Genomic DNA, 20,927 nt, shown 5'->3' on the forward strand with positions numbered 1-20,927 from the left:
GGTCGACGTCACCTATCACGAGGTGACCGACGCCGACACGGTGTCGGTCCCGATCGGGCGGCCGGTCTTCAATACCGCGCTGTACGTGCTGGATTCACGCCTGCGACCGGTCGCGCCCGGCGTCGCGGGCGAGCTGTATCTCGCCGGTGACCAGCTGGCCATCGGCTATGTGGCCCGCCCGGACCTGACCGCCGACCGGTTCGTCGCCAACCCGTTCGGGCACGGTGCGCGCATGTACCGCACCGGCGACCTCGTGAAGTGGCGGGCCGACGGTGAACTGGAATATCTGGGCCGCACCGACTTCCAGGTGAAGCTGCGCGGTCTGCGCATCGAACTGGGCGAGATCGAGGCCGCGCTGCTGGCGCAGCCGGGCGTGACCCAGTCGGTCGTGGTGGTGCGCGCCGACGCGCAGGGCGGTGACCAGCTGGTCGGCTATGTGACCCGCGACCCCGCCGCGCAGGTCGACCCTACCCAGGTGAAAGTTGCGCTGGCGCAACTGCTCCCGGCCTACATGGTGCCCTCGTCGATCGCGGTGATGGACGCCTTCCCGCTCAATGCCTCCGGCAAGCTGGACCGCCGGGCCCTGCCCGCCCCGGTCTTCGAGCCCCGGCGTTTCCGCGCGCCGTCGACCCCGATCGAGGAGATCGTGGCGGGCGTCTTCACGGATCTGCTCGGCGCGGACCGGGTCGGCGCGGACGACGACTTCTTCGAACTCGGCGGCAATTCGCTGATCGCCACCCGCGCGGTCTCCCGGATCAACGAGGCCCTCGAGGCCACCGTCTCGGTGCGCGAACTCTTCGAGACCGCAACGGTTTCCGGGCTGGCCGCCCGGATCGTGCCGGGCGCCGCTGGTGGCGCCCGCCCGCCGCTGGTGGCGGGGGAGCGGCCGGCGCGGGTGCCGTTGTCGCTGGCCCAGCAGCGCATGTGGGTGCTCAACCAGCTGGATCCGGACTCCCCGGCCTACAACATCCCCATGGTCATCCGCCTCACCGGCACCCTCGACACGGCGGCGCTGGCCCGGGCCGCCGAGGACGTCCTGACCCGGCACGAGGTGCTGCGCACCCGCTACCCGGAATCGGTTCCCGGCGGCGCGCCGTACCAGGAGGTGCTCTCGGTCGCCGAGGCCCTCGCCGGCGGTCTCGAGATGGAGCGCGCCCGCGACATCGGCGCGCGGGTGCAGGAGCTCATCTACGCCGGATTCGATGTCGCGCACCAGGTTCCGGTGCGCATGCGACTACTCACCGGGGACGCGCCCGACGACTACCTGCTGATCCTGGTCGCCCATCACATCGCCGCCGACGGCGCTTCCTTCGCGCCGCTGGCCCGCGATCTCATGATCGCCTACACCGCGCGCGCGGCGGGGGAGACGCCCGGCTGGGCGCCGCTGCCCGTGCAGTACGCGGACTTCGCGCTGTGGCAGCACGCGGTGATCGGCTCGGACACCGACGAGAACTCCGTCGCCGCAGCACAATTGGACTACTGGCGGGACCAGCTCGCCGGCCTGCCCACGCGGCCGCTGCTGCCGCTGGACCGGCCGCGCCCGCCGGTGCCGTCCATGGCGGGCGCGCTGGTCGACTACGTGGTGCCCGCCGAGGTGCACGCCGAGCTGAATCGCATTGCGCGCCGCCATAATGCGTCGCTGTTCATGGTGATGCACGCGGCCGTCGCGGTCCTGCTGGCGCGACTGTCGGGCAGCCCGGACGTCGTCGTCGGCACGCCGATCGCGGGCCGCGGCGAGCAGGTGCTCGACGGCCTGGTCGGCATGTTCGTCAATACCCTCACCCTGCGCACGACGGTCGATCCCGCCGCGTCCTTCGACGATCTGGTGGCCGCCGCCCGGGAAACCGATCTGTCGGCCTTCGCCCACGCGGACGTCCCGTTCGAGCGCGTGGTGGAGGCGGCCGCGCCCGGCCGCGGCCAGGCCGATCCGCTGCTGCAGGTGGTACTGGCGTTGCAGCACAACGAGGTAGCGGAGCTGGAACTGCCCGGCCTGTCGGTCTCCGGTGTGGACGCGGCGCTCGAAGCCGCCAAGTTCGATCTGCAGATCGGCGTCGAGTCCGCGCCGAACGCCGCGGACGGCACGCCCGGTGACCTCATCGTCGTGTTCTCCTATGCCACCGAGCTGTTCGACGAATCCACGATCGAGGCCCTCGGCGCCCGCCTGGTGCGCATCCTGGCCGCGGTCGCCGGTGACTCGCATATGGCGGTGGGCGACCTCGACATTCCGAGTCCGGCCGAGCGCGCCGGCGTCCGCGCGCTGCCCGCACCCGCACCGGCGGTGACCACCGGCACCGCGCACGGCACCGCCCTGCCGCAGTCGCTCTCGGCCTCGGTCGAGGACGACCCTGACGGTCCGGCCCTGGTCTGGGGCGAGGAGGTGGTGTCCTACGGCGATCTCGACGCCCGCTCGTCGCGGCTGGCCCGGTTCCTGATCAGCCGTGGCTGCGGGCCCGGTACCGGTGTCGCCATGCGGCTGGATCGGGGAGCCGATCTGGCGGTGGCCACCTGGGCCGTGCTCAAGACCGGTGCGGCGGTGGTGCCGCTGGCCGGTCTGGACCGGCTGCCGCCCAGCGGCCTGGATGTGAAGGTGGGCCTGACCGCCGGGAAACCGGTCGCCGTGCCCGGCATCGACTGGCTCGCGCTGGACGATCCGGGGGTGGCCGCCGAGGTCGCCACCGAATCGGCCCGGCCGGTCACCTACGCGCACCGCATTCGCGCGCTGCGTGGCGACGACACCGCCTTCGCGGCACCGGGACGGGCCTCGCTGAGCTATGACGAGGTCGCGGCCATGGTGGATCGGGTGCGCGCCGGTTCCGAGCTGACCTTCGAATCACGCACCTACTGGTCCGGATCGGCGGATCACCCGTTCACCCTCCTCGAACCGATCGCCGCGGGCGGCGTCGGGGCGTCGATGGTCCTGGCGGAGGCCGGCGCCGATCTCACCGAGACGCTCGCCGACGAATGGGTCACCCACCTGTTCGCCGACCGCGCCCGGCTGGACGGGGCCGACCCGGCGGAACTGGACGATCTCACCGCCCTCGTGGTGGACGGCCTGCCCGTCCCCGCCCGGTGGTCGGGTCTCACCGTCGTCGCCGTCCCGGGGGCCGCCGGCCCCCGCTGAGCCCCTGGTGAGCGGCCCGGAGTGGCCCTCCCGCCCGCAGGACTGAATACTCCTTGGGGAAGCGCGCGTGACCGGTCCCTCCGCGGGGGCCGACAGCCCTGCCACCAGCGGGGTCGAGTAACGCGGCCTGCGTGAACCCGATGAACAATGTCGGTGCACGCGGCGGTATGGGCAATGACGGACAGGATGAGGACAGGCTGCATGATTCGGGTGGTCGGCGACCGGAAGATCGAGTTCGTGGCGGTGGCGGCATGACCCGCACGGCTCGCGTACGTCCCACCCGGACCCGCCGTGGACCCCATATTCCGACACTGCCGCAGCTGCTGGCGACCGCGGTGGAGGCCAATCCGGGGGGCCTCGCCGTCACGGTCGCCGATGCCGACGCCACCCTGGTCGGCCTGAGCTACGCCGAACTCGACGAGCGGTCGAACCGGCTGGCCCGCCTGCTCATCACCCGCGGCATCGGCCCGGAGGATCTGGTGGCGGTCGGCATCCGCCGCTCGCTGGAGTCGGTGGTGGCGGTGTGGGCGGTCGCCAAGACCGGTGCGGGCTTCGTCCCCGTCGACCCCAACTATCCCGCCGATCGCGTGCAGCACATGATCTCGGACTCGCGGGCCGTGCTGGGCCTGACCGTGGCCGACACCCGTGAGGTCCTGCCGACCACGCTGCCGTGGCTGGAGCTGGACACCGAGGAGATCGCGGCCGCCGCGCAGGGGTATCCGGCCGAACCGGTCACCAATGCCGACCGGGCGCGCCCGCTGCGGGCCGAGCATCCGGCCTACGCCATCTACACCTCGGGATCGACCGGCCTGCCCAAGGGCGTGGTCGTCACCCACACCGGCCTGGCCGCGCTGACCGCGGAGATGCGCGAGCGCTTCGGCATCGGCCCGGAGTCGCGGGTGCTGCAGGTCGCCACCCCCTCCTTCGACGCCTCGATCATGGAACTGCTGATGGCCATCGGCGCGGCCGCGACCATGGTGGTCGCGGTGCCCGAGGTGTACGGCGGCGACGAACTGGGCCGACTGATCGCCCGGGAGCGGGTGACCCACGGCCTGATCACGCCGTCGGTGCTGGCCTCGCTGGATCCGGATCAGCTCACCACCATGGAGGCCATTGCCGGTGGCGGCGAGGCCATTTCGGCCGAGCTGGTGCGTCGCTGGTCCGGCGACGCGTCCGGTCGCCGCCGCTTCCACAACGCCTACGGCCCGACCGAGGCGACCATCGCCACCAATATCTCCGACCCGCTGTCCCCGGACCGGCCGGTCACCATCGGCGCCCCCATCCGCGGCGCCGGCGCGTACGTGCTGGACGAATGGCTGCGGCCGGTGCCGGTCGGCGCCCCGGGCGAGCTGTACATCGCCGGTGCGCTGCTGGCGCGCGGGTATCATGCCCGGCCCGAACTGACCGCGGCCCGCTTCGTCGCGAACCCGTTCGACGGGGCCGCGGGCGCGCGGCTGTACCGCACCGGTGACCTGGTGCGCGCCAATGCCGCCGGTGAGCTGGAGTATGTGGGCCGCAACGACTTCCAGGTGAAGATCCGCGGCCTGCGCATCGAGCTGGGCGAGATCGACGCGGTGCTCGCCGGGCACGAGTCGGTCGACTTCGCGGTCACCGTCGGCCATGAGGTGAACGGCCGCGCCACCGCGCTGGTCTCGTATGTGCATGCGGCCCCGGGCTTCTCGGTGGACACCGCGGTGCTGTCGGAGCTGGCCGAGCGGACCCTGCCCGCGCACATGGTGCCCGCCACCATCATCGAGCTCGACGCCATTCCGCTGACGCCCGCGGGCAAGCTGGATCGCCGCGCGCTGCCCGAGCCGGAACTCGAGGTCACCGAGTACCGCGCGCCCGAGACCGCGGCCCAGCGGGCGGTGGCCGAGGTCATCGCCGAGGTGCTGCGCCTGGATCGGGTCGGCCTCGACGACGACTTCTTCACGCTCGGCGTGGATTCCATCACCGCCATCCAGATCGTGTCCCGGGCGCGCGCCCGGGGGCTGGGCTTCAAGCCCAAGGAGATGTTCGCCGCCCGCACCGTGGCCGCGCTGGCCGAGGTCGCGGTGCCGGTCGACAATGCCTCCGCCACCGAGGAACTCGCGACCGGGCCGCTGGTCGAGTTGTCCGCCGAGGACGAGGCGCGGCTGCGCGAGCGCTACCCGAACCTGTCGGAGGTGTGGCCGCTCACCCCGCTGCAGACCGGCATGCTGTTCCACGCGCGGCTGGCCGAATCCTCCGTCGACGCCTACATGGTGCAGTTCGCCCTCGATCTGGCCGGTGAGATCGACGTGCCGCGTGTGCACGCCGCCGCCCGCGCGATGCTGGACCGGCACGTCAACCTGCGGGTGGTCTTCGCCGAGGACAGCGCCGGCACGCCGCTGCAGGTCGTCCTCGACGACGTCGAACTGCCCTGGCAGTACCTGGATCTCAGTGATCGGGTGCCCGCCGAGGCGCTGGCCGAGGTCGACCGCCTGATGGCCTTCGAGGTGGCCCGCCACTTCGACATGGGCGCCGGGCCGCTGCTGCGGGTGGCGCTCTACCGCACCGCCGCCGACCGCTACCGGGTGTGTGTCACCAGCCACCACATCCTCATCGACGGCTGGTCCATGCCGTTGCTCATCCAGGACATGCTGCTGCTGTACGCGGCCGGCGGCGACGCCGCGCACATTCCGGCGGTGCGGCCCTACCGCGACTACCTGGCCTGGCTGGCCGCCCGCGACCACGGCGCGGCCCGCGAGGCGTGGCGCGAGACCCTCGACGGTTTCACCGAGCCGACACCGCTCGCCGCCGTCGACCCCTCGCGCGAGATCACCTCCGGCATCGGCGAAGTCACCTTCCAGCTGTCCGAGGACGACACCGCCGCGCTGACCAAGATCGCGCACGAGGCGGGTGTCACCCTCAATACCGTCGTGCAGGCGGCGTGGGGTCTGCTCATCGGCCGCAGCACCGACCGTGACGACGTGGTCTTCGGCGCCACCGTGTCCGGTCGTCCGCCGCAGCTGGCGGGCATCGAGACCATGATCGGCCTGTTCCTCAACGCCATCCCGGTGCGGGTGCGGCTGCATCCCGGCAGCACGCTCACCGAGGTGCTGCGGGACCTGCAGCACGAGCAGGCCGCGCTGCTCGACCACCACCACGTCGGGCTGGGCGAGATCCAGGAGATCGCCGGAGTCGACGGGCTTTTCGACTCCCTCGTGGTGTTCGCCTCCTTCCCGGTGGACGAGGAATCCCTCGACGACGCCGCCGCGCCCATCGATGGCGCCGGCATCCTCGGCGCGTCCGCGACCAACGGCACCCACTACCCGCTCACCGTCATGGTGCAGCCGCGTGGCAAGGGTCTCGGCTTCGGCGTGAAGTACCTGCGCGACCTCTTCACGGAGGACGCGGCACAGGCCATCGCGCAACGGCTTTCGGCGCTGCTGTCCCGCATCGCCGCCGATCCGCGGGCGCGGGTGTCCGCGGTGGACGCGCTGCTCGACGGCGAACGCCGCGAACTGGCGGCCGTCAACGCCACCGACGTGCCGGAGCTGCTGGACGATTCGACGCTGCTCACCCTGTTCGACGCCCAGGTGGCGCGGACCCCGGACGCCCCGGCCGTCCACTTCGGCCGCACCACCCTGACCTACGCCGAGCTCGACGCCCGCTCCCGCCGCCTCGCGCAGGAACTCACCCTGCGCGGCGTGGGCGCGGAATCCCGGGTGGCCGTGGCCATGCGGCGCGGCATCGACCTGGTGGTCGCCATCTACGCGGTGCTGCGCTCCGGCGGCGCGTACGTGCCGGTGGATCCCGACCACCCGGCCGAGCGCAACGAGTACGTGCTCGCGGGCTCCGCGCCGGTGTGCGTGCTCACCCGCGCCGCCGACGACTTCGAAACCGCCTCCGGCGTACCGCTGTTCTTCGTGGACGCCCTCGCGGGCGCGGACCCGTTCGTGGAGGTAGCCCCCGCGGGCGTGCGCCCGGACAACGCCGCGTACGTCATCTACACCTCCGGCTCCACCGGCCGCCCCAAGGGCGTGGTCATCACGCACCGGCAGATGGCCAACCAGTTCCGCTGGGCCCAGCGCACCTACCCGCATCGCGCGGGCGACGTGGTGCTGCACAAGACGCCCATCACCTTCGACATCTCCACCTGGGAGCTGTTCTGGCCGCTGCAGACCGGCGCGGCCGTGGTGGTGGCCGAGCCCGACGGGCACCGTGACCCGGCCTACATCGCGCGGATGATCGACGAATACGCCGTCACCTCCGTGCATTTCGTGCCGTCCATGCTCGACGCCTACCTCGACGGCGCGGCCCGGCGGCACCCCTCGCTGCGCTGGGTGTTCGCCGCCGGTGAGGCGCTCACGGCGGAGAGCGCCGCGAAATTCACCGCCGCGCTGCCGGATACCGAACTGGTGAACTGGTACGGCCCGGCCGAGGCCACCGTGGTCACCGCCCACCCGGCCGAGCGCGCCCACGGCGGCGCGGTGCCGATCGGCAGCCCCGTCGCCAATACCCGTGTGCTGGTGCTGGACCGGCAGCTGCGGCCGGTGCCGTTCGGCGCGGCCGGCGAACTCTATGTCGCCGGTGTGCAATTGGCGCGCGGCTACCTCGGCGCGCCCGCGCTGACCGCCGAGCGCTTCGTCGCCCACGAGGCCGGGCAGCGGCTCTACCGCACCGGCGACGTCGTCCGCTGGATCCATGACGGCGTCTCGCACGCCCTGGAATACCTGGGCCGCAGCGACTTCCAGGTGAAGTTGCGCGGTCAGCGCATCGAGTTGGGTGAGATCGAGACCGTCCTGCTCGGCCACGCGGCCGTGCACCGCGCCGCCGTCTCCCTGGTCCGCGGCGCCGGCGGCGACCGTCTTGTCGCCTACCTGGTGCTCGAGGACAGCGCGCAGGTCACCGACGCCGAACTGCTCTCGCACACCCGCGAATCCGTGCCGTCCTACATGGTGCCCTCGGCCGTGGTGCGGCTGGACGCCATGCCGCTCAACGCCTCCGGCAAGCTGGACCGCAAGGCGCTGCCGGTGCCGCAGTTCCAGGCTCGCGAGTACCGCGAGCCCGCCACCGCCGCCGAGCGCACGGTGGCCGAGGTCTTCGCGGCCGTGCTGCACCTGGACCGGGTGGGCGCGGACGACGACTTCTTCGAGCTGGGCGGCAACTCGCTCAACGCCACCCGGGTGGTCGCGCGGCTGGGCGCCGCGGTCGGCGGCCGGGTGCCGGTGCGTGCCCTGTTCGAGGCGCCCACCGTCGCCGAACTCGCGAATTCGCTGGGCGCGCTGGATGATACGGCCGTCGCACCGCTGCGGCCGATGCCGCGGCCGGAGCTGGTGCCGCTGTCCTACGCGCAGCAGCGCATGTGGTTCCTCAACCGCCTCGACACCGAGGCCGCCACCTACAACCTGCCCATCGCACTGCGCGTCACCGGCCCGCTGGACGTGCCCGCGCTGCGCGCCGCCGTGGCCGACCTGGTCGCCCGGCACGAGGTGCTGCGCACCTACTATCCCGAGCACGAGGGCGTCGGCCACCAGTTGATCCTGGACGTCCACGCGCCCGACGCCATGCCGTCGCTGCCGGTCGTCCCGGTCACCGAAGCCGAAGTGGCACAGGTGGTCTCGGAGATCGCCTTCGCGCCCTTCGACGTGACCACCGCCCCGCCGCTGCGGCTGCGGCTGCTGCGTCTGGACGCCGAGGACCACGTGCTGGTCTGCGTGGTCCACCACATCGCCGGTGACGGCTTCTCCGGCGGCCCGCTCACCCGCGACCTGATGACCGCCTACTTCGGCCGCATGCAGGGGCAGGAACCGTCGTGGGCCCCGCTGCCCGTGCAGTACGCCGACTACGCGCTGTGGCAGCGCGAAAGCCTCGGCGACGAGCACGATTCCGGCTCGCTGCTGGCCCGCCAGTTCGACTACTGGCGCTCCGCCCTGGCCGGCCTGCCCGATCAGCTGGAGCTGCCGACCGACCGGCCCCGGCCGGCGGTGGCCTCCGGGCGCGGCGCGGTGCACGCCTTCGATATCGACCCGCATGTGCACGGCGCCCTGAACCGGGTTGCGCAGCAGCACAATACGACGCTGTTCATGGTGCTGCACACCGCCTTCGCGGTACTGCTGGCGCGCGTCACCGGCACCCGCGACATCGCCATCGGCGCGCCCATCGCGGGCCGCGGCGAGGCCGACCTGGACAACCTGATCGGCATGTTCGTCAACACCCTGGTGCTGCGCACCCGGGTGGACCCGAACAACAGCTTCGCCGAACTGCTCGCCGCCGTGCGGCAGACCGACCTGGCCGCCTTCGAGCACGCCGACGCGCCGTTCGAACGCATTGTGGAACTGCTGGATCCGCCGCGCTCGCAGGCCCGGCACCCGCTGTTCCAGGTGTCGCTGACCGTGCAGAACATGACCCCGGCCGTATTCGAACTGCCCGGCGTCACCGTCTCCGACGTCGACCTGACCGTGCCGGTCGCCAAGTTCGACCTGGACCTGACCCTGGTGGAGCGCACCACCGCCGACGGTGTGGCACAGGGCATCTCGGCGGCGTTCACCTACGCCACCGACCTGTTCGACCCGGAGTCCCTGGACCGCCTGGCCGAGCGCCTGCGCCGCACCCTGGTCGCGGTGGCCACCCATCCGGAGCGGGCCGTCGGCGACTTCGACCTGCTGGCCGTCGACGAACGGCAGCGGGTGCTGGCGGACTGGAACGCCACCACCGTCGACATCGCCGCCGGGCAGCCCCGCGCCGCCACCACGACCCTGGTGTCGCTGTTCGAGACCCAGGCGCTGCGCACCCCCGGCGAGGTCGCCCTGGTCCAGGATGGCGAGCGGCTCACCTACGCCGAGTTCTCGGCCCGCGTCCACCGCCTGGCCCGGCGCCTCATCGCCGAGGGCGTCGGACCGGAATCCCTGGTGGCCCTGCACATCCGGCGTTCGCTGGACTTCGTGACCGCGGTCTACGCCGTGCTGGCCGCCGGTGGCGCGTACGTGCCGCTGGACCCGGACCAGCCCGCCGAGCGCATCGCGCACGTGCTGGACACCGCGAACCCCGTCCGCGTGCTCACCACCTCCCGCGACGCCTTCGACGCGGGCGCGCACCCGGTGCTCGAGGTCGACACCGCGATCCTCGCCGGATACGCCGACCACCCGGTCATCGACGTGGAACGCCGGGCGCCGCTGCGCCCGGAGAACACCGCCTACGTCATCTTCACCTCGGGCTCGACCGGCCGCCCCAAGGGCGTGGCGGTGCCGCACGCGGCGGCCGTGAACCAGATCCGCTGGATCACCGCCGAGTACGGGCTCGACGGCGACGACATCGTGCTGTTCAAGACCCCGGCCACCTTCGACGTGTCGGTGTGGGAACTGTTCGGCCCCTTGGCCACCGGCGGCCGCATGGTCGTCGCCACGCCCGACGGGCACCGCGACCCCCTGTATCTGGCCGATGTCATAGCCGCCGAACGGGTCACCCTCACCTCGTTCGTGCCGTCCATGCTGCGCGCCTTCTCGGCGGCCGCCGATCCCACGCTGCTGGGCTCGCTGCGGGCGCTGCTGGTGGCGGGTGAGGCGTTCACCTCCGACGCCGTCGACGCCTTCCGCGCGATCAGCCCGGCCGCACTGCACAACCTGTACGGCCCCACCGAATTCACCGTGCACGCCACCTACGCGCCGGTCGCCGCCGACGTCTCCGGCGCCGTGCCGATCGGCGGCCCGGTCTGGAACTCCCGTGCCTACGTGCTGGATTCCCGCCTGCACCCGGTCGCCCCCGGCCTGGTGGGCGAGCTGTACCTGGCGGGCGCTCAGCTGGCCCGCGGCTATGTCGGCCGCCCCGACCTGACCGCGGATCGCTTCGTGGCCAGCCCCTTCCGTCGCGGCGAGCGCATGTATCGCACCGGCGACCTGGTGCGGTGGAACGCCGACGGCAAGCTGGTCTACCTGGGCCGCACCGACTTCCAGGTGAAGCTGCGCGGCCTGCGCATCGAGCTCGGCGAGATCGAGGCCGCGCTCACCTCGCACGCCGCCGTGGACCAGGCCGTCGTGGTGATGCGGTCCGACTCGGACCGCGGCGACCAGCTCGTGGGCTACGTGGTTCCAGAGAGGGAGCGAAGCGAAGGCCAAATAGACACCGCCGCGCTCAAGGCTCATCTGGCGGCCAGGCTGCCGTCCTACATGGTGCCCGCCGCCCTGGTGGTGCTGGACGCCATGCCGGTCAACGCCAACGGCAAGCTGGACCGGAAGGCGCTGCCCGCACCGGAATTCGAGGCGCGCGAGTTCCGTGCGCCGGTGTCCCCGGTCGAGCAGACCGTCGCCACCGTCTTCGCCGAGACCCTCGGCCTCGGCCACCCGGTCGGTCGCGACGACGACTTCTTCGCGCTCGGCGGCAACTCGCTGGTCGCCACCCAGGTGGTCGCCCGCCTCGGCGCGGCCCTCGACACCCGCGTCCCGGTGCGGATCCTCTTCGACGCGCCGTCGGTGGCGGCGCTGGCCGCCGCCCTCGAATCGGCCACCGGCACCGGCCGCCGCGCCCTGGTGGCCGGTCCGCGCCCGGAGCGCATTCCGCTGTCCCCGGCGCAGCAGCGCATGTGGTTCCTCAACCGCTTCGACACCGAGTCGGCCGCCTACAACATTCCCGCCGCGGTCCGGCTCACCGGCGCCCTGGACGTGGACGCCCTGCGCGCGGCGGTCTCGGATGTGGTTGCCCGCCACGAGATCCTGCGCACCATCTACCCCGAGACCGAAGACGGTCCGGTGCAGGTCGTGCTCCCCGTCACCCAGGCGACGCCCGAACTCGAGGTCCGCGCCGTCACCTCCGAGCAGGTCGCGAAAGCGGTGCTCGAGGTGGCGTCGCACCTGTTCGACGTCACCACCGAGGTGCCGCTGCGCATCGCCCTGTTCGAGATCACCGACGCCCCAGGCGAATACGTGCTGGCCCTGGTGATCCACCACATCTCCGGCGACGGCTCCTCAGTGACGCCGCTGACCCGGGACCTCATGGTGGCCTACGCCGCCCGGTCCCTGGCTCTGGAACCGGCCTGGCAGCCGCTGCCGGTCCAGTACGCCGACTACGCCATCTGGCAGCGCGAACTGCTCGGCGACGAGCACGATCCGGAATCGGTGGCCGCCGCCCAGATCGGGTACTGGCAGCAGGCGCTGGCCGGCCTGCCCGACCAGCTGGACCTGCCGTCGGACCGGCCGCGACCGGCCGTGCAGTCCTTCCACGGCGGCAAGGTCGAGCTGAACATCGACGCCGCCGCCCACCGCGCGCTGGTGGACCTGGCCCGCGCCGAGGGCGCGACCCTGTTCATGGTCGTGCACACCGCGCTGGCCGTGCTGCTGGCCCGCCTCTCCGGCACCGACGACATCGCCATCGGCACCCCGATCGCGGGCCGCGGCGAGGCCGAGCTGGACGACCTCATCGGCATGTTCGTCAACACCCTGGTCTTCCGCACCCGGGTGGACGCGGGCGCGAGCTTCACCGACCTGCTCGCCCGGCAGCGCGAGACCGATCTCGCCGCCTTCGCGCACGCCGACGTGCCGTTCGAGCGCCTGGTCGAGGTGCTCAACCCGGTGCGCTCCACGGCCCGCCACCCGCTGTTCCAGGTGGGCCTGTCGTTCCAGAACCACAGCCAGGCCGGGCTGGAACTGCCGGAGCTGACCGTCGCGGGCCTCGACATCGACACCGAGCTGTCGCAGTTCGACCTGCACCTCATCGCCGCCGACCGCTACAGCGAAACCGGCGAGCCCGCAGGGATTCTCGGACACTTCACCTACGCGACGGCCCTGTTCGACCAGGGCACCGTCGAAGGGTTCGTCGAACGCTTCGTGCGACTGCTGAGCAGCGTCGCCGCCGCGCCCGCCACCCCGGTGGGCGAGGTGGAACTGCTCGCGGCCGACGAGCGGGCGCGAATCCTGCAGGGCTGGAACGACACCCGGCACGAGGTCGACACCCGCGCCACGCTGGCGTCCCTGCTCGACCGGACCGCGCGCGAGCACGCCGGACGGACCGCCCTGGTCGCCGACGGCGAGGGCGAACTGACCTACGCCGAACTCGCGCAGCGCGTGAATCGCCTGGCCCGCCGCCTGATCTCGCTGGGCGTCGGCCCCGAGTCCCGCGTGGCGCTGGCCCTGCGGCGCTCGACCGACCTGGTGGTCGCCATGTACGCGGTCACCGCGGCGGGCGGCGCGTACGTGCCCGTGGATCCGGATCAGCCTGCCGAGCGCACCGGCCACATCCTGGAGTCGGCCGCGCCGGTGTGCGTCCTCACCACCGCCGCGACCGGTTTCACGACCGGCCTCGCGCCGCTGGTCCGAATGGACGAGCCGGCAACGGATTCGGTCCCCGCCGGGCCGATCACCGACGCCGAGCGGGTCGCGCCGCTGCGCCCGGAGAACACCGCCTACGTCATCTTCACCTCCGGCTCGACCGGCCGCCCCAAGGGCGTGGCCGTGCCGCACGCGGCGATCGTCAACCAGTTGCTGTGGAAGACGGCCGAATTCGACCTGGGCGTCGATGACGCGGTGCTGCTCAAGACGGCGTCCACGTTCGACCTGTCGGTATGGGAATTCTGGTCCGCCGCAGTCTCGGGCGGCCGCCTGGTCATCGCCGAGCCCGAGGGCCACCGCGACCCGGTGTACCTGAACGCGCTCATGGCGCGCGCGGCCGTGACCGTGCTGCACACGGTGCCGTCCATGCTGGACGCGCTACTGGCCGAATCGAATTCGGCCGCCGGACTGGGCGCGCTGCGGCGCGTGCTGGCCATCGGCGAGGCCCTGCCCGGGACGCTGGCACAGCGGTTCCGCACCGCCTTCCCGGCGGTCGGCCTGTTCAACCTGTACGGCCCGACCGAGGCCGCGGTGTCCATCACCAACCATGAGGTCACCGCTGCCGACCGCGTCTCGGTGCCGATCGGCGCACCCGAATGGAACAGCCGCGTCTACGTGCTCGACGCCCGGCTGCGTCCGGTGCCCGCCGGGGTGCCGGGCGAGTTGTACCTCGCCGGTGCGCAGCTGGCGCGCGGCTACTTCGGCCGTCCGGACCTGACCGCGGATCGCTTCGTGGCCGACCCGTTCGCTGTCGGGGAGCGGATGTACCGGACCGGTGACCTGGTGGCCTGGAACGCGATCGGTGAGCTGGAGTACCGGGGCCGTACCGACTTCCAGGTGAAGATCCGTGGTTTCCGTATCGAGCTCGGCGAGATCGAGGCGGCGCTGCTGGCGCTGCCGGAGATCGCGCAGACCGCGGTGCTGGCCAAGACCGACGCCAAGACCGGTGACCGGCTGGTGGCCTACCTGGTGCCGTCCGGCTCGGGTGTCGATGTGCCGCTGGTGAAGTCGGCCCTGTCGGCGGCGCTGCCGTCATACATGGTCCCCGCCGCCTTCGTTGTTCTCGACGCCCTGCCGCTGAACGTCAACGGCAAGCTGGACCGCACCGCGCTGCCCGACCCCGCCTTCGAGGCGGCCGTCTTCCGGGCCCCGGCCACCGCGCTGGAACAGACCGTGGCGGAGGTCTTCGCCGACGTCCTCGGTCTCGAGCGGGTCGGCGCGGACGACGACTTCTTCACCCTCGGCGGCAACTCGCTGCTGGCCACCCAGGTGGCGAGCCGGCTGCGCACCCTGACCGGCGCCGAGGTCCGGGTCGCGTGGTTCTTCACCGCGCCGACCGTGGCCGGACTCGGCGCGCAGATCCTGGCCGCGCTCGAGGGCGAGCACGACTTCGACTCCAATTCCGAAGCGGGCCTGCAGGTCGTGCTGCCGATTCGGGCCACGGGCACCCGGACACCGCTCTTCTGCGCCCCGCCCATGTCCGGAATGTCGTGGTGCTACGCCGGTCTGGCGCGCTTCCTCCCCGAGGACCAGCCGCTGCTCGGCCTGCAGTCGCCCGCCCTCACCGAGGCCGACTACGACCCGGCCGACCTGGCCGACGTCGCCCGCCGCTACGCCGCCGAAATGCGTGCGATCCAGCCGGAGGGCCCCTACCGGGTGCTCGGCTACTCGCTCGGCGGCATCCTGGCCTACGCCATCGCCACCGAACTGCAGGCCGCCGGCCAGCAGGTCGACCTGGTCGCCATCCTGGACTCCTACCCGGAATCCAAGTCCGACTTCCGGACCTCGATCCTGGACGAGTTCGCCACCATCGGCGTCGGCCCCGACGCCTTCCCCGACGGCGACCTGCTGAACCTGAGCGAGGAGGCGCTCATCGCGCTGCACGGCGCGGTGCCGCCGGACCTCGGGGTCCTCACCCTGGACCGCCTGCGCCGCATCTACCGCGGCGCGGTGCGCAGCCTCGAACTCGAATCGCAGTATCGGCCGCGGCATTTCGACGGCCGCGTCGAACTGTTCCGGGCCGAGTTCCTGAGCGCCGGTGTCCCGCAGTCGAAGTCGTCCGCCGACTGGCGGCCCTACGTCAGCGGGACCGTGGGCGAGCACCCGGTGCCCGGCACCCACCAGATGATGACCACGGCCGAGACCCTCGCCGTGATCGGACCGGTGCTGGCCGGCCTCATCGATCAGGCGGACACCGCACCGGCCGAACCGGCCGCCCCGATCGGCGGCGCCACCGCCGCCGCGCCGACCGGGACCCTGCCCGAACTCATGACCGCGGCGGTCGAGGCGAATCCGGACGGCGCGGCCGTGATCATCCGCGGCCGGGCCTTCACCTACGCTCAGCTCGACGCCGAATCCTCGCGCCTGGCCCGGGTTCTCATCGACGAGGGCGTCGGTCCCGGCACCCGGGTGGCCGTGGCGCTGCCCCGCTCGGTCGCGCTCATCCTCGCGGTGTGGGCCGTCGCCAAATCCGGTGCCACCGTGCTGCCGGTGGACCCGGCCACCGGCGACACCGCGGTGATCGACCACCGGACCACGCACGGCCTGACCCTCAGTTCCGCGGTGGCCGCGCTGCCGGCGCTGGGCGATGGCGGTGCCTGGCTCGTGGTCGACGACCCGCGCGTGGGCGCGGACGTCGAATCCCGTTCGGCCGCACCGGTCGCCGACTCGGACCGCCGCGCACCCGTCGAGCCCGGCCACGCGTCCTGGATCGAACAGGCCGCCGACGGCTCCGGCGAGGTGGTGCTCACGCAGGCGGACCTGCACGCCATCGCCACCCGGACGCTGTCCTTCGGCCTGCGCGACGACGCGCGGGGGCTCTATCTCGCGGAGGCCGGTTCGAGCCTGTCGCCGCTGGAACCGCTGCTGCCGCTCGGCGCCGCCGCGGCCCTGGTGGTCGCGCAGCACCGGGACTACGCGTCCGGCGAACTCGCCGAACTGCTCACCCGCGAATCGGTGACCCACCTGGTCCTCGCCGCGCCGGTGCGGGACGCGCTGTCCCCGGCGGTCCCGGCGGGCGTGCGGGTCATCGCCGCCGAGGACCTGCGGACCCGGCTCACCACCGGGGCCGCCACCAGCGGCTCCGCGTTCACCGGTGCCGAGCAGGCCTGCGCCCCGAGCGAATCGGCGTCCGCCCCGAGCGAATCGGCCTCCGCCACAGGCCAGTCCGAGGAGCTCGAGATCGACTGGGCCACCACCGCGGTACTCCCGGTGATCCGGCCGGAGGATCTCGAACGGTCGGTGAAGCTGCACGATCCGGAACAGCCCGCCGACGCCGAATCGGTCCGGGAGCCCGAGCCCGACATCGCGTTCCGGCTGGACGCGACCCCGGAGCCGGAGCGCCGGGCCGACCCCGCCACGCCGGAGGACGAGGTGACGACCGCGCCCGCGGCGCCGACCGCGCCCGCGACCACCGCGCCGAACGCATCCGAATCCACCGCGTCCGCGCACGCCACCCCGTCCGAGCCGAAGCGCATGACCGTCGAGACGCCGGTCATGGGCCCGAGACTCAGTGCGGTGGGCGAGGTTTCGCCGCTGCCCGCGGGCGCCATGAGCCTGCTCGAGGTGGAACCGTCCGGCGTGTGGGTCCGGGCCATCACCCTCGACATCGCCGCCGGCATCTCCGGCACCCGGGTGCGCCGTTCGGTCGCCGGGCTGCTGGACCGGCATCCGGGCCTGTGGGCGCGGTTGCGTCGCAACGGCGACGCGGTGGCGCTCGACATTCCGTCGGCCCAGCCGCGCGGCGCCGCCGTCGTCTGGCAGATCGACCCCAACCTCGAGGCGGTCGGCGACCCCATCGAGGCCGTGATCCACGCCGCCGCCGCCGAATTGGACCCCGAGAAGGGGTACAACATGCGGTTCGTGCTGGTGGAGAACGTCGCGGGCGGTCCGGCGGAGGACCCGGAGGACCGGCCTGCCGCCGTGCTCGTCGTGGTCGCCAACGGCCTGGTCGTGGACGACGCCTCCTGGCGCACCGTCATCGAGGACCTCACCGCCTCCTGGTCCGGCGGCCACGCCACCCCGCCCAGCGCGGATGCCCACCCGCTCGGCATCGCCCGCGCGCTGGCCGCCCGCGCCATGGACGCCGACACCGTCGACGAATTGGACTGGTGGCGCGACCGGCTCGCCGACGTCGCGGAGGGGCTGTCGCCGGAGCACGTGCTCGGCGACGCCGATTCCGGGGCCCGCGGCCGGGTCTCGGTGTCCATCACCGGCGAGGGCGCGGCGGCCGTCGACGGCGTGGCCCGCCGCTACGGCGCCAGCATCGACCACGTGCTGCTGGCGGCCCTGGCCGCCACCCTGCTCGACCCGGCCGCCGAAACCCTGCGCGACACACTGGGTTCGGTGGTCCGGCTGATCGCAGACGGGCGCACCCCCGGCGATCCGGCCGGACTGCGCACGGTCGGCGCGTTCAGCACCACCTACCCGTTCCCGCTGCGGCTGGACGGCCTCGACCTCGCCGAGGTGCGGGCCGGCGGCCCGGCGGCGGGCGCGGTCATCGAGCAGATCCGCGACCGGTCCCGCGAAGTGCCTTCGCAGGGTGTCGGTTTCGGGCTGCTGCGGCACCTGAACCCGGAAACGGTGGCGGAGATCGCGGCACTTCCGGTGGGCCGCATCGGTTTCCGCTACCGCGACCTGCGCCCGGCCCGGGTCTACCCGGAACCGGTCGCCGACGACCTGTACCTGGACATCACCGTCGACACCACCCAGGACGGCCTCATCGCCCGCTTCGACTTCGTCGGCACGGTGCTGGGGCTGGACCAGGTCAAACAGCTGGTCGAGGGCTGGGTGCAGGCACTGGGCGGACTCGCCGAGCACGGACGCTGACACCCTCCGCTGTCCGCCGGCCACCGGCGGACAGCGGAGCGGCCAGGGAACACTTCACATATCCGACGCGCGGCGGGCCGATCGAGACCGCCGCGCGATCGACCCGTAACATTGGGCGCTGTCGCGGCGATGGGATAGGCCATATGGCCTATCGGGTTCCAGAGAACCGGATAACCCGGCCGCGGGTCGCCGACCAGCTGAATTCGACGCGAGATGAAGGTGCGAAACATTGATTCGTCGACATGTCCGGAGCGGGCGGCGCGGGGTGCGAGCCGCGGCCTTCCTCGCTGCCACGGCGGTTCTGACCGGTCTCATGACCGGCGTCGGTGGCGGCTCGGCCTCCGCTGACCCGATCATCGACGGCAAGAAGCTGCTGGCCGACCCGGTCTCGGCGGACGGTTCGAAGATCACCAAGGCCGAGATGAAGGACGACCGGAACATCCGGCTCTACGTCTACTCCGCGGCCATGGGCGCCACCTACCCGGTCGACGTGCAGCGGCCCGCCGACGCCTCGGTGCCGCGCCCGACCCTGTACCTGCTCAACGGCGCGGGCGGCGGTCAGGACGACGCCTCCTGGGTCAAGAAGACGAACATCGTCAACGGCTTCCTGGGCGACAAGAACGTCAATGTCATCCAGCCCATCGGAGGCAAGTGGTCCTACTACCAGGACTGGGACAACGATGATCCGGTCCTCGGCCGCAACAAGTGGACCACCTTCTTCAGCGAGGAACTGCCCCCGCTGATCGACGCCGCTCTCGGCACCAACGGCGTCAACGCCATCGCCGGCATCTCCACCTCCGGCACCACCGTGCTCACCCTCGCCGAGGCCAAGCCGGACCTGTACAAGTCCGTCGCCGCCTACTCCGGCTGTGCGCAGATGGCCGACCCGCAGGGCCAGGAGTTCATGCGCCTGACCGTCGAGACCTGGGGTGGGGGCAAGCTCGAGAACATGTACGGTCCCGTGAGTTCGCCCGAGTGGGCCGAGCACGATCCGGTCCTCAACGCCGAGAAGCTGCGCGGCATCAACCTCTACATCTCCTCCGGTAGCGGTCTGCCCGGTCAGTACGACGCCCTCAACGGCCCGTACGCGCTGCCCGGCTCCTACGGCCTGGCTAACCAGATCATCATTGGTGGCGTGATCGAGGCCGGCACCAACTACTGCAGCCACAACCTGGCGAACAAGCTGAACTCGCTGGGCATCCCGGCCACCTACAACTTCCGGGCCACCGGCACCCACTCGTGGGGCTACTGGAACGACGAGTTCATCAATTCGTGGCCGGTTCTGGCCCAGGGCCTCGGCATCTAGCCGAAAGTCCACGTGCGCATCGCGACACGGCCCGGCACCGGAAGGTGCCGGGCCGTGTCGCGTTATGGCTGTGGTCACAGGTTGGTAGGAAGGGCTAAACAAAAAGTTCGGGTACCCGTAAACTCAGGGGGTGAGTACCACTTTGGCCCATCGGCGCAGCCCGTTCCAGCGAGCGCGATCGGCCACGGTGCTGCTGGGGCCCGCGTTCGTCGCGGCCATCGCCTACGTCGATCCGGGCAATGTCGCGTCCAATATCAGCGCCGGCGCACAGCACGGCTACCTGCTGGTGTGGGTCGTCGTCATGGCCAATGTGATGGCCGGGCTGGTCCAGTTCCTGTCCGCGAAGCTCGGCCTGGTGACCGGTAGATCGCTGCCCGAGGTGGTGCGGGAGCGGTCGAGCCGCCCGGTGCGCCTGGCCTACTGGGGGCAGGCCGAGACCGTCGCGGTGGCCACCGATCTCGCCGAGGTGGTCGGCGGGGCGATCGCGCTGAACCTGCTGTTCAAGTTGCCGCTCATGGTCGGCGGCATCATCACCGGCGTCGTGTCGATGATCCTGCTGCTGGTCCAGAACCTAGGCGGGCAGCGGCCTTTCGAGCGCGTGATCACCGGCCTGCTCGGGATCATCGCGATCGGATTCCTCGCCTCTCTCGTGTTCTCGCCGCCGTCGGCCTCCGAAACCGTCGGTGGCCTGGTACCCCGCTTCGACGGCGCCGGCAGTGTGCTGCTGGCCGCCGCCATGATCGGCGCGACCGTCATGCCGCACGTCGTCTACCTGCACTCCGGCATGTCCCGCGACCGGCACGGCCACCCCGAGGTGGGTGCGGCCCGAAATCGGTTGCTGCGCATCACCCGCTACGACGTCAGCCTCGCCATGCTGCTGGCGGGCGCGGTGAACCTGGCCATGCTGCTCATGGCGGCGAGCACGCTGCGCGGGCGCGAGGGCGTGGACACCATCGCGGGCGCGCATGCCGCGGTGCAGCAGGTGCTCGGCCCGGTCGCCGGGCTGTTGCTCGCGGTCGGTCTGCTCGCCTCGGGTCTGGCGTCCACCTCGGTAGGGGCCTATGCGGGGGCCATGATCATGCAGGGCCTGCTGGACCGGCGCATTCCCCTGGTGGTGCGCCGCGTGATCACCCTGATTCCGGCGCTCGTGGTGCTCGCGCTGGGCGTCGATCCCACTCGCGCCCTGATCATTTCGCAGGTGGTGCTGTCGTTCGGCATCCCGTTCGCGCTCATCCCGCTGGTGCGGTTCACCAGCGACGCCGGGCTGATGGGCGCGAACGTCAACCACCGCGTCACCACCGGACTGGCCTGGCTGGTGGCCGCGATCATTACCGCCCTGAACGTGGTCCTGATCTACCTGACCGCCGCCGGAAAGGGCTGAGCCGCCTCG

At 72.0% G+C, this 20,927-nt stretch carries 3 protein-coding genes and 1 pseudogene; all 4 read left to right on the forward strand.

Translation table 11 applies throughout. The features are described from left to right. Positions 1-3,121: condensation domain-containing protein (locus tag ON33_RS03850; protein WP_040855161.1), on the forward strand; the 3,121-nt coding region annotated here is incomplete at its 5' end. Positions 3,122-3,429: 308 nt separating this feature from the next. Then, a pseudogene (locus ON33_RS03855) lies at positions 3,430-18,231 on the forward strand (amino acid adenylation domain-containing protein); the annotation flags it as partial. 313 nt (positions 18,232-18,544) lie between these two features. Next, positions 18,545-19,537: an alpha/beta hydrolase gene (locus ON33_RS03860; protein ID WP_040855322.1), complete on the forward strand. Its 993-nt coding sequence runs from the start codon at positions 18,545-18,547 to the stop codon at positions 19,535-19,537. Between the two features lie 130 nt (positions 19,538-19,667). Further along, positions 19,668-20,918 (forward strand): Nramp family divalent metal transporter, encoded by a 1,251-nt coding sequence (locus ON33_RS03865; RefSeq protein ID WP_174391477.1) that lies wholly within the window; start codon positions 19,668-19,670, stop codon positions 20,916-20,918. Positions 20,919-20,927 lie beyond the last annotated feature (9 nt).

Origin of the sequence: Nocardia niigatensis NBRC 100131, assembly GCF_000308655.1 — a bacterium.
In the GTDB taxonomy this organism is placed as follows: domain Bacteria; phylum Actinomycetota; class Actinomycetes; order Mycobacteriales; family Mycobacteriaceae; genus Nocardia; species Nocardia niigatensis.

Coding starts and splice junctions, on each gene's coding strand:
- ON33_RS03860 (WP_040855322.1), top strand. CDS start 18,545: ATGACCGGCGTCGGTGGCGGCTCGGCCTCCGCTGACCCGATCATCGAC.